The sequence below is a fragment of the Streptomyces sp. C1-1 genome (assembly GCF_050214755.1).
Taxonomy (GTDB): Bacteria; Actinomycetota; Actinomycetes; order Streptomycetales; family Streptomycetaceae; genus Streptomyces.
Genome location: NZ_CP189826.1, coordinates 4653536 through 4667912 on the forward strand (window position 1 = coordinate 4653536; position 14377 = coordinate 4667912).

Consider the following 14377-nt stretch of genomic DNA (forward strand, 5'->3'; position numbering starts at 1 on the left):
GGACAACGACATACGGACGCGAGAGGACCCCCCATGACACGCCGACGCCCCTGGGCTCGCCGCACAGCCGTCATCACCGTCTCCGCCTCGGCCCTGGTGGGGCTGGCCGCCCCCGCGAACGCGGCGACGAGCACCGGGAGCGTCGACTACGCCACCTGGCAGAAGGACTGCCAGACCGTGATGGACCAGGCCCTCCCGTACCTCAAGGAGCGCATCGCCTCCGCCGGGGCCGGCGAGAAGCAGGCGATCGTCTTCGACATCGACAACACCACCCTGGAGACCGACTTCGGCTTCAGCTGGCCGCAGCCGGCCAACAAGCCCGTCCTGAACGTCGCCCAGTACGCCCAGCAGCACGGCGTCTCCCTGTTCTTCGTCACCGCCCGCCCCGGCATCATCTACCTGCCCACCGAGTACAACCTCGAGCACGACGGCTACCAGGTGTCCGGCCTCTACGTCCGCGGCCTCTTCGACCTCTTCAAGGACGTCGCCGCCTACAAGACCGCCCAGCGCGTCGACATCGAGAACAAGGGCTACGACATCATCGCCAACATCGGCAACAGCGCGACCGACCTGTCGGGCGGCCACGCCGACAAGACCTTCAAGCTGCCGGACTACGACGGCCAGTTGTCCTGACCTCGCCTTCCCGCAGACATGCGAAAGGGGCCGGTGCTCGAAAGCACCGGCCCCTTTCTGGCGTCGCCGTGAGGCTTACGCCTCCTTGCTCAGGTTCGGACCCGGTCCACCGGCGGCCTGCTCGATCGGCGGGACGTCCGGCAGGGCCGACTTCTCCTCGCCGCGGAAGGTGAAGGTCTTGGTCTCGCCCTCGCCCTCCGTGTCGACGACCACGATGTGGCCGGGACGCAGCTCGCCGAAGAGGATCTTCTCCGAGAGGGTGTCCTCGATCTCGCGCTGGATGGTCCGGCGCAGCGGCCGGGCGCCCAGCACGGGGTCGTAACCCTTCTGGGAGAGCAGCTCCTTGGCGGACTGGGAGAGCTCGATGCCCATGTCCCGGTCCTTCAGGCGCTCGTCCACCTTGCCGACCATCAGGTCGACGATCGCGAGGATGTCCTCCTGCGTCAGCTGCGGGAAGACGACGACATCGTCGACGCGGTTGAGGAACTCGGGGCGGAAGTGCTGCTTGAGCTCGTCCGACACCTTGTTCTTCATGCGCTCGTAGTTGGACTTCGTGTCACCCGAGGCCGCGAAGCCCAGGTTGAAGCCCTTCGAGATGTCCCGCGTGCCGAGGTTGGTCGTCATGATGATGACCGTGTTCTTGAAGTCCACGACCCGGCCCTGGGAGTCGGTCAGACGACCGTCCTCCAGGATCTGCAGCAGCGAGTTGAAGATGTCCGGGTGGGCCTTCTCGACCTCGTCGAACAGGACGACGGAGAACGGCTTGCGGCGGACCTTCTCGGTCAGCTGACCGCCCTCTTCGTAGCCCACGTAGCCGGGGGGCGAACCGAACAGCCGGGAGACCGTGTGCTTCTCGCTGAACTCCGACATGTCGAGGGAGATCAGCGCGTCCTCGTCACCGAAGAGGAACTCGGCGAGCGCCTTGGACAGCTCGGTCTTACCGACACCGGACGGGCCGGCGAAGATGAACGAACCACCGGGACGCTTCGGGTCCTTCAGACCCGCACGCGTACGACGGATCGCCTTCGACAGCGCCTTGACGGCGTCCTTCTGACCGATGACCCGCTTGTGGAGCTCGTCCTCCATGCGCAGCAGGCGGCTCGACTCCTCCTCGGTCAGCTTGAAGACCGGGATGCCGGTGGCGGTCGCGAGGACCTCGGCGATCAGCTCGCCGTCGACCTCGGCGACGACGTCCATGTCGCCGGCCTTCCACTCCTTCTCGCGCTTGGCCTTGGCGGCGAGGAGCTGCTTCTCCTTGTCGCGCAGGGAGGCGGCCTTCTCGAAGTCCTGCGAGTCGATCGCGGACTCCTTGTCGCGGCGCACGCCCGCGATCTTCTCGTCGAACTCACGCAGGTCCGGCGGAGCGGTCATCCGGCGGATGCGCATCCGGGAACCGGCCTCGTCGATCAGGTCGATCGCCTTGTCGGGGAGGAAGCGGTCCGAGATGTAGCGGTCGGCCAGGGTGGCCGCCTGGACCAGCGCCTCGTCCGTGATGGAGACGCGGTGGTGGGCCTCGTACCGGTCGCGCAGACCCTTGAGGATCTCGATCGTGTGCGGCAGGGACGGCTCGGCGACCTGGATGGGCTGGAAGCGGCGCTCGAGGGCCGCGTCCTTCTCCAGGTGCTTGCGGTACTCGTCCAGCGTGGTCGCACCGATGGTCTGCAGCTCGCCACGGGCCAGCATCGGCTTCAGGATCGAAGCGGCGTCGATGGCGCCCTCGGCGGCACCCGCACCGACCAGCGTGTGCAGCTCGTCGATGAACAGGATGATGTCGCCGCGGGTGCGGATCTCCTTGAGCACCTTCTTCAGGCGCTCCTCGAAGTCACCGCGGTAGCGGGAGCCGGCGACCAGCGCGCCGAGGTCCAGGGTGTAGAGGTGCTTGTCCTTGAGGGTCTCGGGCACCTCGCCCTTGACGATGGCCTGGGCGAGGCCCTCGACGACGGCGGTCTTGCCGACGCCGGGCTCACCGATCAGCACCGGGTTGTTCTTGGTACGGCGGGACAGCACCTGCATGACCCGCTCGATCTCCTTCTCGCGCCCGATGACCGGGTCGAGCTTGGACTCACGAGCGGCCTGGGTGAGGTTCCGGCCGAACTGGTCGAGGACCAGGGACGTCGAGGGCGTGCCCTCGGCAGGCCCGCCGGCGGTGGCGGTCTCCTTGCCCTGGTAACCGGAGAGCAGCTGGATGACCTGCTGCCGCACCCGGTTGAGGTCTGCGCCCAGCTTGACCAGGACCTGGGCGGCGACGCCCTCGCCCTCACGGATCAGGCCGAGCAGGATGTGCTCCGTGCCGATGTAGTTGTGGCCCAGCTGAAGGGCCTCGCGGAGCGACAGCTCCAGGACCTTCTTGGCACGGGGGGTGAAGGGGATGTGCCCGGACGGGGCCTGCTGGCCCTGACCGATGATCTCCTCCACCTGCTGGCGGACCGCCTCGAGCGAAATCCCGAGGCTCTCAAGGGCCTTGGCGGCGACACCCTCACCCTCGTGGATCAGGCCCAGGAGGATGTGCTCGGTGCCGATGTAGTTGTGGTTGAGCATCCGGGCTTCTTCCTGAGCCAGGACGACAACCCGCCGCGCGCGGTCGGTGAACCTCTCGAACATCGTTAATCGCTCCTCAGAGCGGTCAGGCAGTGGGGGGAACTTCCCCTCCCTGTCCTTCCGCAGCTTAGTCCCGCAAGCGGGGACCGCTCATTCCAACTGCCGACACCGTCGATGGCCTCCTGACCCCGAACGCCGACATCTGCTCCAACCCGATGGTGCGAGACGATGTTCCCGCAGGCCAGGCAGTTACCCCACTCGCCAGTACGCCGATGGCGAACGTGAGACCACCTTGCCTGCGTGTCGCCCCCTCCCACTAGGGATGTCTTACCCGCTGGGACTGACACTCCATGCCGCGCGCCCCCCGTCCCTCCGCTATGGGCGAACAACCTTGCGCCACCCCGCACCCCCGCACGCCCCCTTTTCCGGAACTCTGTGCATTCGCAAGAACACCCAGCGTAACTCGGCGGCACTTCGCACGGTTGCCATTGGCATGGTTGGCAGCGACCCCCCGGTCTCCACGGATCTCACCGTCCCACTTCCCCGCCGGCCTCTCGAGGCGGGCTCGCGAATCCGCGAGTGGTACGAGAACGAATTGGAGTGGCCGACGGTGCCCGGGCGGCCGGGTGCTCCGCTGCGGCTCTCCGTGGGCGAGCGCTTCGACGTCCTGGACGTGCCGGCGGAAGCGGGCCGTGCGGGTCTGCGCCATCTCGCGCCGTGCTCTCCGGTGGCCCTGCAGGGCGAGCGGATGCGGCTGCTGGTGGCGCCGGGCAGCGCGGAGGAGCTGCCGGGGCTGCTGGACTGGCTGGAGTGGAGCGGGCTGGTGCCCGATCTGAGGGCGATCGGCGAGGGCGGCGCCATGGACGCGCCGTCACCGCCGGACCGCGGGGACACCCTGCAGGGGGCCGCCGTATGGCTGCGGCCCCCCGAACCGGGGCGTGCGGTCGAGGCCTCGCTGCCGATGCTGTCGGCCGCGGGGGGCTTCGGTGGCGCCCCCGATCTCGTACGACTCGTGGACACGGTGGCAGCGCACTGCCACCGGTTGTGGCTGCGGCGCGTGTGCGCCCAGCCTTCGGCCGTTGCCTCGGCCAGTGATCAGGCGTTGGCCTTCTCGTAGGCCTCGCGGATGGACGCGGGAACACGGCCGCGGTCGTTGACCTCGTATCCGTTCTCCTTCGCCCATGCCCGGATCTGCGCGGTGTCCTGGCTGCCACCGGAAGCGGCACGCGCCTTTCCGCGCCCACCCGAAGCACGGCCTCCGGTACGACGACCGCCCTTCACGTAAGGGTCGAGAAGGCCGCGGAGCTTGTCCGCATTCGCCGTCGTGAGATCGATCTCGTACGTCTTGCCGTCCAACGCGAACGTAACGGTCTCGTCCGCCTCGCCGCCGTCGAGGTCGTCGACAAGAAGGACCTGAACCTTCTGTGCCACCGGATTTCCTTTCATCCATAACTTGAGGGCCTGGGGTCTGCGGCGTCCGCCGTTTCGCCGTCCCCTGTTATATGCAGTACTGCAGTACGTCGGAAAGCAAACCGCTTTTCCGGGAAAAACACAAACCCCTCGACAGCGGGACTGCCGGTCAGGCACGGTCAGGGAACATGCGCGTTTCGGACATAGGGAACGTGGGCAAGGTGAGCGGCCGAATACTTCCGGTGATCGGCGATCGGTGATCACAGATGCAGAAGCATCCGGCTGTTGCCCAAGGTGTTGGGTTTCACCCGTTCGAGACCGAGGAACTCCGCCACGCCCTCGTCATAGGAACGCAGCAGCTCCGCGTAGACATCGGTGTCCACGGGCGTCTCACCGATCTCGACGAAGCCGTGCTTGCCGAAGAAGTCCACTTCGAAGGTGAGGCAGAAAACGCGGCGAACACCCAGCCAGCGCGCGGTGTGCAGCAACTTCTCCAGCAACTGATGTCCGACACCGGCGCCCTTCAGACCCGGCTTCACCGCGAGAGTACGTACTTCCGCGAGGTCTTCCCACATGACGTGCAGGGCACCGCAGCCGACGACCTCCGCGTTGTCGTCCCGTTCGGCGACCCAGAACTCCTGGATGTCCTCGTAAAGCGTGACCGTCGCTTTGTCGAGCAGGATGCGGTCACGAACGTACGCGTCGAGGAGACGACGCACGGCCGCGACATCGCCGGTACGCGCCCGGCGGACGGTGATGGCTTTAGCGCTGACTTCAGGACCTTCGAGACCTTCGGGGCTCTCTGCTGACATGAGCGGACGCTATCGCCCGCCGTCGCCGGGTGCGGAGCCGGGGTTCTCCTGTCCGGTCGGCTCTTCCGGTCCTTGGACGATCCGCACCGCGTCTCGCAGGGCATGTCGCTGTTCCTCGCTCATCATCCCGAAGAACGCGACGAGAGCGGCCGCGGGGTTGTCGCTCTGGGACCACGCGTCGTTCATCAGCGCGGCCGCGTACGCGGCCCGTGTGGACACGGCCTCATATCGATAGGCCCGGCCTTCCGCTTCGCGGCGCACCCAGCCCTTCTGATGGAGATTGTCCAAAACGGTCATCACCGTGGTGTACGCGATGGACCGTTCCTGCTGAAGGTCTTCCAGGACTTCTCGAACGGTGACCGGGCGGTTCCACTTCCACACCCGCGTCATGACCGCGTCTTCGAGTTCTCCCAATGGGCGAGGCACAGCTCGCACAATAGTGGCAGAACTCGACATTCGCGTGCCGGACGTGCAGTTTCACTGGCAAACGGGAACAAAAAGGGCGTACGACTCGGATGCCGAGCCGTACGCCGGTGCCTGGCGCCGGGGAGCGGGCCCGCGTCAGCCCTCGGTCTTCGCGGCCTCCTGCCGCACTCCCTCGGTGCGCGCGAGCGCGGCGTCGACGGCCGCGTCCTCCTTGGCCTTGTTGGCCCCGCCCTGGGTCTTCACGATCACCCTGATCACGCCGATGAAGAACACGGCCATCACGACCGGGGGCACGAGCGCGGAGACGTAGTCCATGCCTCCAGAGTAGCCAGGGGGCGACGGACGGCCGGGGCGGGGGCGGGTGTCGGCCGTTCGGCCGCTCCCCCTCAGCCCGCGGCGAGCTGCGGTGACGGGGTCGCCGAGGTGGGGGGCGGGGTCGGCCTGCGGCGCGGGAAGACCTCGCCGGGGGTGGGGATCGGGCGGCCCGGCTTGGGATCGGCCGGGGCGGGAGCGGGGGCGGGGGCGGGCCTGGGGGGCGCCGGCTTCTCCGCGGGCTTCTTCTCGGGCTTTCGCTCGGGATCCGGGCCCGATTCGCCGCCGGAGTCCGTCCCGGCGCCGTCCAGGGCGCCCGAGAGGCCCCCCGGGAGCGCCGTGAGGCGCGTGCGGGAGGCGGGGACGGCCGGGGCCGCCGTACGGGCCGTGGCGCGCGCCAGACGGGCGCGCACGTCCTGCTCCGCGAGCGTCTGGCAGCGCCCCAGCAGAGCGGCGGCGACGGGGTTGCCCCGCAGCGCCCTGAGCGCGGCGAGGTCGTCGGGGCCCGGCCGGTACCCGGTCCCCAGTGTCTCCTCCAGCAGCGCGAGATAGCCGACGGCGGTTCCGGGCAGGGCGGCGCGGTAGCGGGCGAGGTCGGCCACCAGGAAGGCCCGCAGCCGGGCACCCTCGCGCATCGCCTCGTCGAGGGACTCGGCGAGGCGGAGGCAGTCCTGGACGTCCTCGGCCGAGGCGGGGCTGGGGTGGAGGGCGAGGGCGAGGGCGCGGCGGAGCACACGCAGCTCCTCCACGCCGAACGCCATGCCGCCTCGGGATCCGTATGGCGTGGGCATGCGGCGACGATACGCGCTAATCAGACAAATTCGACATAACGGGACGGTGTGGCGCACCCGAGCCACCCGGTTGCCCCGCGCAGACGGCGGAGCCGACCCGTCCGCGCCGCGGACACCCGCGCACGCGCCGGGACCGGACGCGTCCTCGCGCGGCCGGCCCCGGTCCGTGCTCACATCCGCGACACGTTCCGCTCGTAGACCAGGCGCAGGCCGACCAGCGTCAGCCACGGCTCGTGCTCGTCGATCACGGACGACTCCCCGAGCACCATCGGCGCCAGTCCGCCCGTCGCGATCACCGTCACCTCGTCCGGGTCGTCCGCGAGCTCGCGCGCCATCCGGCTCACCACTCCGTCGACCTGGCCGGCGAACCCGTAGACGATGCCGGACTGCATCGCCTCGACCGTGTTCTTGCCGATCACGCTGCGGGGCCGCGCCACCTCGATCTTGCGCAGCTGCGCGCCCCGGACGCCGAGCGCCTCGACGGAGATCTCGATACCGGGGGCGATGACCCCGCCGACGTACTCCCCGCGCGCGGAGACCGCGTCGAAGGTCGTCGCCGTGCCGAAGTCGACGACGATCGCCGGGCCGCCGTAGAGCTCGACGGCCGCGACGGCGTTGATGATCCGGTCGGCGCCGACCTCCTTGGGGTTGTCGGTGAGGATCGGCACGCCCGTCTTGACGCCGGGCTCGACGAGCACGGCGGGCACGTCCCCGTAGTAGCGCCGGGTCACCTCGCGCAGTTCGTGCAGCACGGAGGGGACGGTCGCGCAGATGGCGATGCCGTCGATGCCGTCGCCCAGCTCGTCGCCGAGCAGCGGGTGCATCCCCATCAGGCCCTGCAGCAGCACCGCCAGTTCGTCCGCCGTGCGGCGCGCGTCCGTGGAGATGCGCCAGTGCTCGACGATGTCCTCCCCGTCGAAGAGGCCCAGGACGGTGTGGGTGTTGCCCACGTCGATCGTCAGCAGCATGGCCTGTACCTACTCCGCCGCTCGCAGGTCGAGACCGATGTCCAGGATCGGGGAGGAGTGGGTGAGCGCGCCCACGGCGAGGTAGTCCACGCCGGTGTCCGCGTACGCGCGCGCGTTGTCCAGGGCGAGCCGTCCCGAGGCCTCCAGCGCGGCCCGGCCGTGCACGAGGGCGACGGCCTCCTCGCACTCGCCGGGCGTGAAGTTGTCGAGCAGGATCAGGTCGGCCCCCGCGTCGACGGCCTCGCGCAGCTGGTGCAGCGTGTCGACCTCGACCTCGATCGGCAGGTCCGGGAAGGCCTCCCGCACGGCCTTGAAGGCCTGCGCGACACCGCCGGCGGCGACCACGTGGTTGTCCTTGACCAGCGCCGCGTCGGACAGCGACATCCGGTGGTTGACGCCGCCGCCGCAGCGGACGGCGAACTTCTCCAGGGACCTGAGCCCCGGCGTCGTCTTGCGGGTGTCGCGGACCCGGGCCTTCGTGCCCTCCAGCACGTCCGCCCACGCGCGCGTGGCGGTCGCGATACCGGACAGGCGGCACAGGAGGTTGAGCGCGCTGCGCTCGGCGGTGAGGAGGTCACGCGTGCGCGTGGTGACCGACAGCAGCTTCTGCCCGGCCTCCACCCGCTCGCCGTCCTCCACGTGCCGCTCGACCTCGAACTCGTCCGTGCACACCACCGACAGCACCGCTTCGGCGACCCTGAGGCCGGCGGCGACGCCCGCCTCGCGCGCGGTGAAGTCGCCGGTGGCGACGGCGTCCTCTGAGATGGTCGCGACGGTGGTCGCGTCCACGCCGTGGTCGAGGTCCTCCTGGATGGCGACGTTGGCGATGTCCTCGACCTCCACGGGGTCGAGACCGGCGTCGGCCAGGAGCTGGGCGAGCGCGGGGTCGAGCCCGCACTCCAGGTATTCCGCGTCGGCGTCGGCGCCGGCGCCACAGGCGCAGCCGTCGCCGCAGCCGCCGTTCGACGCGAGGGGGAGGTCGGGGGTGCTCACTTCTGTCACTGCTCCTGAAGGGGCTGCCGGGGCTGCCGAGTCGGCCGGGTAGGGGGGAAGTCTGGGCTATCGGTGGTGTGTACGGCGAGTGTGCGGTCCGGATTCAGCCGTACGACGATGTGCCGGCGCCATGCCGTGTCGTCGCGCTCGGCGTGGTCCTCGCGCCAGTGGCAGCCCCGCGTCTCCTCGCGCAGGCGAGCCGCGGTGACCAGGACGCGGGCCACGCACAGGAGGTTGGTGGCCTCCCAGGTGTCGACGCCGGGCTCGGAGGTCTTGCCGTTCTCGTCGAGGGCGTCGCGGGCGTCCGCGTGCAGCCGCTGGAGCTGGTCGGCGGCCTTCTCCAGGGACTGCGCCGAGCGCAGGACGCCCGCTCCGTCGGTCATGATCCGCTGGATCGCGAAACGGTCCTCGGGGGCGAGGAGCGGGTGCGCGGGCCTGTCCGGGTGCTCGACCGGTTCGGGCACGCGCGCGTGGAGGCCGTCGGCCGCCTGCGCCGCCGCGATGTCGGCCACGATGCGCTCGGCGTAGACGAGGCCCTCCAGGAGGGAGTTGGACGCCAGCCGGTTGGCGCCGTGCACGCCGGTGCAGGCGACCTCGCCGCACGCGTACAGGCCCGGGACGGTGGTGCGGCCGTGGGAGTCCGTGCGGACGCCGCCGGAGGCGTAGTGCGCGGCCGGGGCGATCGGGATGGGCTCGGTGACCGGGTCGATGCCGTTCGCGCGGCAGGCGGCGAGGATCGTCGGGAAGCGGTGCTCCCACATGTCGGCGCCGAAGTGCCGGGCGTCGAGGAACATGTGCTCGGCGTCCTGCTCCTGCATGCGGCGCATGATGCCCTTGGCGACGATGTCCCGGGGCGCGAGCTCGGCCAGTTCGTGCTGTCCGACCATGAACCGCACGCCGTCGGCGTCGACCAGGTGGGCGCCCTCGCCGCGTACGGCCTCGGAGACCAGCGGCTGCTGGCCCTCGGCGTCCGGGCCGAGGAACAGCACGGTCGGGTGGAACTGCACGAACTCCAGGTCGGAGACCTCGGCGCCGGCGCGCAGGGCGAGCGCCACGCCGTCACCGGTGGACACCGAGGGGTTGGTGGTGGCGGAGAACACCTGTCCCATGCCGCCGGTCGCGAGGACGACCGCGGGGGCGTGCACGGCGCCCACGCCGTCGTGCTGGCCCTCGCCCATGACGTGCAGGCTCACGCCGGCCGTACGGCCGTCGGCGTCCGTGAGCAGGTCCAGCACGAGCGCGTTCTCGACCGTGCGCAGCCCACGCGCGCGTACCGCCTCCACGAGCGCCCGGGAGATCTCGGCGCCGGTCGCGTCACCGCCCGCGTGCGCGATACGGCGACGGTGGTGGCCGCCCTCGCGGGTGAGCTGCAGATCGCCCTCTTCGGACTCGTCGAAGTGCGCGCCGGTCGCGATGAGGCGGCGCACGGCGTCGGGGCCCTCGGTGACGAGGATGCGCACGGCCTCCTCGTCGCACAGGCCGGCGCCGGCCACCAGGGTGTCGTCCAGGTGCTGTTCGGGGGTGTCGCCCTCGCCGAGGGCCGCTGCGACGCCGCCCTGCGCCCAGCGGGTGGAGCCGTCGTCGAGGCGGGCCTTGGTGACCACGACCGTGTTCAGACCGGCGGCCTCGCAGCGCAGCGCGGCGGTCAGGCCGGCCACCCCGGAGCCGACGACCACGACGTCGGCGGAGATGGCCCAGCCCGGGGCGGGCGCGTGCAGTCGTATGCCTGTGGTGGTCACGAGGCGGCTCCGAAGGTGAGAGGGAGGTTGTCGATCAGCCGGGTCGTCCCGACCCGGGCGGCGACGGCGAGCACCGCCTCGCCGGTGAAGTCATCCCCGATCTCGGTGAAGTCGGCGGGGTCGACCAGGGCGAGGTAGTCCAGCCGGAGCGGCGGCAAGAGGCGCGCGGCGTCGTCGAGGACCTGACGGGCGGCGGCGCGTACGGCGGAGGGGGCGCCGTGGAAGCTGTGGCGCGAGGCGTCCTCGCCGAGGGCGGTGGCGGGACGGGACTTGGCGACGGCGTGCGCGTCGGCGGCCGCGCGGGACTCCCCCAGGGCGCTGAGCGCTTCGGCCCGCGCGTGGGTGGCGGGTGCCGCCAGCGCCCGCGCGCGCAGCGCCTCCTGTGCCGCGTGCCGGTCGCGGCCGGCGAACAGCGCGCGGGAGAGATTGAGCGCCGTGCGCCGTTCCGCGGGCGAGAGATAGCGGTTGCGGCTGGAGAGGGCGAGGCCGTCCTCCTCGCGCACCGTGGGAACGCCGACGATCTCGACGCCGAAGTTCAGGTCGCGTGCCATGCGGCGGATCAGGGCGAGCTGCTGGGCGTCCTTCTGCCCGTACAGGGCGACGTCCGGGCGGGTGAGGTGCAGCAGCTTGGCGACGACGGTGAGCATGCCGTCGAAGTGGCCGGGGCGGGAGGCGCCCTCCAAGCGCTCGCCCATCGGGCCGGCGCTGACGCGGACTTGGGGTTCGCCGCCCGGGTAGACCTCGTCCACGGAGGGCGCGAACACGACGTCCGCGCCGGACAGCCCGGCGAGCTTCACGTCGGCGTCCAGGGTGCGCGGATAGCGGTCGAGGTCCTCGCCCGCGCCGAACTGCAGGGGGTTGACGAAGACGGTGACGACGACCTCGCCGTCCGGGCCGGCGATCTCGCGCGCGGTGCGGATCAGGGTGGCGTGTCCCTCGTGCAGGGCGCCCATGGTCATCACGACGGCGCGACGGCCGGTACGCGCGCGTGCGTGGAGTTCTTCGGCGGTGCGCAGCAGGGTGGTGGTCATCGGGCGTCTCCCTCGGCGCCGTCGGTCCCGGTGGCGAGTACCCCGAGGAGGTCCTCGGCGAGTTCCGGCTTGAGCAGGCCGTGGGCGAGTGCCCGGTCGGCGGTCGCGCGGGCCATCGCCAGATAGCCGGCGACGGTCTGCGGGGCGTACTTGCGCAGCTCCGTGACATGGGCGGCGACCGTGCCGGCGTCCCCGCGGGCGACCGGGCCGGTCAGGGCCGCGTCGCCGGAGCGCAGGGCGTTGTCGAGGGCGGCGCCGAGCAGCGGGCCGAGCATCCGGTCGGGGGCCGAGACCCCTGCCTCGCGCAGCAGCTCCATGGACTGCGCGACCAGCGTGACCAGGTGGTTGGCACCCAGGGCGAGCGCCGCGTGGTACAGCGGGCGCATCTCCTCGGCGATCCACTCCGGCTCGCCGCCCATCTCGATGACGAGGGCCTCGGCGGCCAGTCGCAGCTCCTGGGGCGCGGTGACCCCGAAGGAGCATCCGGCGAGCCGCTGTACGTCCACGGGGGTGCCGGTGAACGTCATCGCCGGGTGCAGGGCCAGCGGCAGCGCGCCCGCGCGCAGGGCCGGGTCGAGCACCTTCGCGCCGTAGCGCCCCGAGGTGTGCACGAGCAGCTGCCCGGGCCGGACGGCGCCGGTCTCGGCGAGGCCCTCGACCAGGCCGGGCAGGGCGTCGTCCGGCACGGTCAGCAGAACCAGGTCGGCGCGCCGCAGCACTTCGGCGGGCGGGACGAGGGGCACGTCGGGCAGCATCTCGGCGGCACGCCTGCGGGAGGCGTCGGAGACGCCGGAGACGGCGACCGGGCGGTGTCCGGCGAGCTGGAGGGACGCGGCGAGTGCGGGGCCCACACGACCGGCGCCGACGACGCCGACGGTGAGCCGCGCGGGGCGGTCCCTGGGGTCTGGCTGTTGGCTTGTACTCACGCGACGGCGGCCTTCCCGTTCCAGTCCGCTCCGGGTACCGGACGATTTCTCGTCATGTTAACGCGATCGGTTCGAGGGGCGTCCGGTTGTCCACAGGCTGTGGGTTATCGCACGTTGTTCGCACGGCCCGAACGCCGGGGGAAATCCGGGTGCTCGCGCGGAGTGGGGCGGGGCATGATCCGAGCCATGAGCGATGCGGTGGAGCGGGACGGGCAGGCGGAAGAGCCCGTGCCCGAGGAGGAGCGGGTGTCCGAGGGAGAGCAGGCGCCCGCGGACGAGCGGGTGTCCGAGAAGGAGCCGGTGCGCGAGGAGGAGCCGGCTTCCGAGGAAGAGCCGGCTTCCGAGGAAGAGCGGGCCAGGCGCCGGCGCGCACGGCGCGTCGGCGCCCTTAGGGGCGCGCGGCGCATGCTCGGGCGCCCCGGTCACCTGAACACGCTCCGGGAGCGCCTGGCGCTGCTGGACGGCATCGGCGACGTCCACGACCTCGACCAGCCGTCGGACATCTACGGCGACGGTGTCGTGGAGGCCCTGGAGACGAAGGTCGCCGAGCTGCTCGGCATGGAGGCCGCCGCGTTCTTCCCGACGGGCACGATGGCCCAGCAGGTGGCCCTGCGCTGCTGGGCGGGCCGCACCGGCGACGCGACGGTCGCCCTGCACGCCCTCGCCCACCCCGAGGTGCACGAACGCGACGCGTTCAGCCGGGTCAGCGGACTGCGCCCGGTGCGGGTGACGAGCGAGCCGCGGCTGCCCACCGCCGACGAGGTACGCGACTTCGAGGAGCCCTTCGGAGCACTGATGCTCGAACTGCCCCTGCGGGACGCCGGTTTCGTGCTGCCCTCCTGGGAGGAGCTCACCTCTGTCGTGGACGCCGCGCGCGAGCGCGACGCGGTGGTCCACTTCGACGGCGCGCGCCTGTGGGAGACCACCGCGCACTTCGGCCGCCCCCTGCACGAGATCGCGTCCCTGGCCGACAGCGTCTACGTGTCGTTCTACAAGTCCCTCGGCGGCTACGGGGGTGCCGCCATCGCCGGCCCGAAGCCCCTGGTCGACGAGGCGAAGGCCTGGCGGCACCGCTACGGCGGCCAGATCTTCCAGCAGTTCCCGACCGTGCTGTCGGCCCTCGCCGGCCTGGAGCGCGAGCTGCCCCGGCTGCCCGAGTACGTGGCCCACGCGCGCGTGGTGGCCGCCGCGCTCCGCGAGGGGTTCGCGGCGGCCGGCGTGCCGTGGGCGCGCGTGCACCCCGGGACACCGCACACGCACGAGTTCCAGGTCTGGCTGCCGTACGACGTCGACGTGCTCTCGGAGGCGGCGATCCGGCAGGGCGAGGAGACGAAGACGGTCCTCTTCGCAGGCGCCTGGGCCGAGAAGGGCCCGGGCCTGGCCGCCACCGAGGTGAGCGTGCGCGCCGAGGCCCTGGAGTGGACGGCCGACGACGTGCGCGCGGCGGTCGCGGAGTTCGTCTCCCGCCTCACCGAGGAGACCGGCGAGACGGGAACGGCCGGTGCGACCGGAGGCGTCAGCGGGTAGAGCACTGCCGCCGATGCAGCCACCGGCCCAGTGCGAGCCGCATGGGCCCGTGGGCCCGGCGGCCGACGACGAGCGCGCGGAACTCGCGCTCGTCGCGCCACTCGCGCACGACCTGCCAGTCGTTCGCGCCCGGCGCCGGCGGGGCGGGCTCGCCGACCTGCCGGGCACGGTAGGCGTCGAGGAAGTACTGCTGCGTGATGCTCATGGCCGATGGCCCTCTCGGGACGTGGAGACGGGATTGCGTGGGCTCCGCGGCTGCCCCGGAGTCCCA

15 protein-coding genes are annotated in these 14377 nt (G+C 71.3%); 3 read left to right on the plus strand and 12 right to left on the minus strand.

Going from position 1 to position 14377, the window contains the following annotated elements; all coding sequences use genetic code 11:
• Positions 1-33: 33 nt before the first annotated feature.
• Positions 34-633, plus strand: a complete 600-nt coding sequence (locus ACQF4J_RS21275; RefSeq protein ID WP_351574091.1) for an HAD family acid phosphatase — start codon at positions 34-36, stop codon at positions 631-633.
• A gap of 75 nt (positions 634-708) precedes the next feature.
• Here ACQF4J_RS21275 and ACQF4J_RS21280 read toward each other — a convergent pair whose 3' ends face one another.
• Positions 709-3234, minus strand: a complete 2526-nt coding sequence (locus ACQF4J_RS21280) for an ATP-dependent Clp protease ATP-binding subunit (RefSeq protein WP_351574088.1) — start codon at positions 3232-3234, stop codon at positions 709-711.
• Positions 3235-3664: 430 nt separating this feature from the next.
• Here ACQF4J_RS21280 and ACQF4J_RS21285 point away from each other — a divergent pair, with 430 nt between their 5' ends.
• On the plus strand, positions 3665-4288 hold the full coding sequence (locus ACQF4J_RS21285; RefSeq protein WP_351801233.1) for an SCO3374 family protein: 624 nt from the start codon (positions 3665-3667) through the stop codon (positions 4286-4288).
• Here ACQF4J_RS21285 and ACQF4J_RS21290 read toward each other — a convergent pair.
• The 10 genes from ACQF4J_RS21290 to ACQF4J_RS21335 all read right to left on the minus strand — a co-directional run bounded on the left by ACQF4J_RS21290 (position 4267) and on the right by ACQF4J_RS21335 (position 12579).
• Positions 4267-4602, minus strand: a complete 336-nt coding sequence (locus ACQF4J_RS21290) for a histone-like nucleoid-structuring protein Lsr2 (protein WP_030959275.1) — start codon at positions 4600-4602, stop codon at positions 4267-4269. The two genes, ACQF4J_RS21285 and ACQF4J_RS21290, sit on opposite strands and share 22 nt — an antisense overlap.
• A 239-nt stretch (positions 4603-4841) precedes the next feature.
• Entirely contained in the window at positions 4842-5393 is a 552-nt protein-coding gene (locus ACQF4J_RS21295; protein ID WP_351574083.1) for an amino-acid N-acetyltransferase, read from the minus strand.
• A gap of 9 nt (positions 5394-5402) precedes the next feature.
• Positions 5403-5807 (minus strand): BlaI/MecI/CopY family transcriptional regulator, encoded by a 405-nt coding sequence (locus ACQF4J_RS21300; RefSeq protein ID WP_351574195.1) that lies wholly within the window; start codon positions 5805-5807, stop codon positions 5403-5405.
• 147 nt (positions 5808-5954) lie between these two features.
• Positions 5955-6134: a hypothetical protein gene (locus tag ACQF4J_RS21305; protein ID WP_351574080.1), complete on the minus strand. Its 180-nt coding sequence runs from the start codon at positions 6132-6134 to the stop codon at positions 5955-5957.
• 71 nt (positions 6135-6205) lie between these two features.
• Positions 6206-6892: a hypothetical protein gene (locus ACQF4J_RS21310; RefSeq protein ID WP_427168603.1), complete on the minus strand. Its 687-nt coding sequence runs from the start codon at positions 6890-6892 to the stop codon at positions 6206-6208.
• Positions 6893-7092: 200 nt separating this feature from the next.
• On the minus strand, positions 7093-7890 hold the full coding sequence (locus ACQF4J_RS21315; RefSeq protein WP_351574078.1) for a type III pantothenate kinase: 798 nt from the start codon (positions 7888-7890) through the stop codon (positions 7093-7095).
• A 9-nt stretch (positions 7891-7899) separates the two neighbouring features.
• On the minus strand, positions 7900-8883 hold the full coding sequence (nadC, locus tag ACQF4J_RS21320; RefSeq protein WP_351801235.1) for a carboxylating nicotinate-nucleotide diphosphorylase: 984 nt from the start codon (positions 8881-8883) through the stop codon (positions 7900-7902).
• 5 nt (positions 8884-8888) lie between these two features.
• On the minus strand, positions 8889-10622 hold the full coding sequence (locus ACQF4J_RS21325) for an L-aspartate oxidase (RefSeq protein ID WP_351801237.1): 1734 nt from the start codon (positions 10620-10622) through the stop codon (positions 8889-8891).
• Positions 10619-11653 carry a pantoate--beta-alanine ligase gene (panC, locus tag ACQF4J_RS21330; RefSeq protein WP_351574069.1) on the minus strand — a complete coding sequence of 345 codons (1035 nt, stop codon included), beginning with the start codon at positions 11651-11653 and terminating at the stop codon, positions 10619-10621. Before panC ends, ACQF4J_RS21325 begins: the two co-directional genes overlap by 4 nt.
• Positions 11650-12579 (minus strand): Rossmann-like and DUF2520 domain-containing protein, encoded by a 930-nt coding sequence (locus ACQF4J_RS21335; protein WP_351574066.1) that lies wholly within the window; start codon positions 12577-12579, stop codon positions 11650-11652. The genes panC and ACQF4J_RS21335 overlap by 4 nt, the downstream gene beginning before the upstream one ends.
• Positions 12580-12765: 186 nt before the next feature.
• Here ACQF4J_RS21335 and ACQF4J_RS21340 point away from each other — a divergent pair, with 186 nt between their 5' ends.
• Positions 12766-14106, plus strand: coding sequence for a threonine aldolase family protein (locus ACQF4J_RS21340; protein ID WP_427166506.1), 1341 nt, complete (start codon positions 12766-12768; stop codon positions 14104-14106).
• Here the strand turns inward: ACQF4J_RS21340 and ACQF4J_RS21345 are convergent.
• Positions 14096-14311, minus strand: a complete 216-nt coding sequence (locus tag ACQF4J_RS21345; RefSeq protein WP_351574060.1) for a hypothetical protein — start codon at positions 14309-14311, stop codon at positions 14096-14098. The two genes, ACQF4J_RS21340 and ACQF4J_RS21345, sit on opposite strands and share 11 nt — an antisense overlap.
• Between the last annotated feature and the right edge of the window lie 66 nt (positions 14312-14377).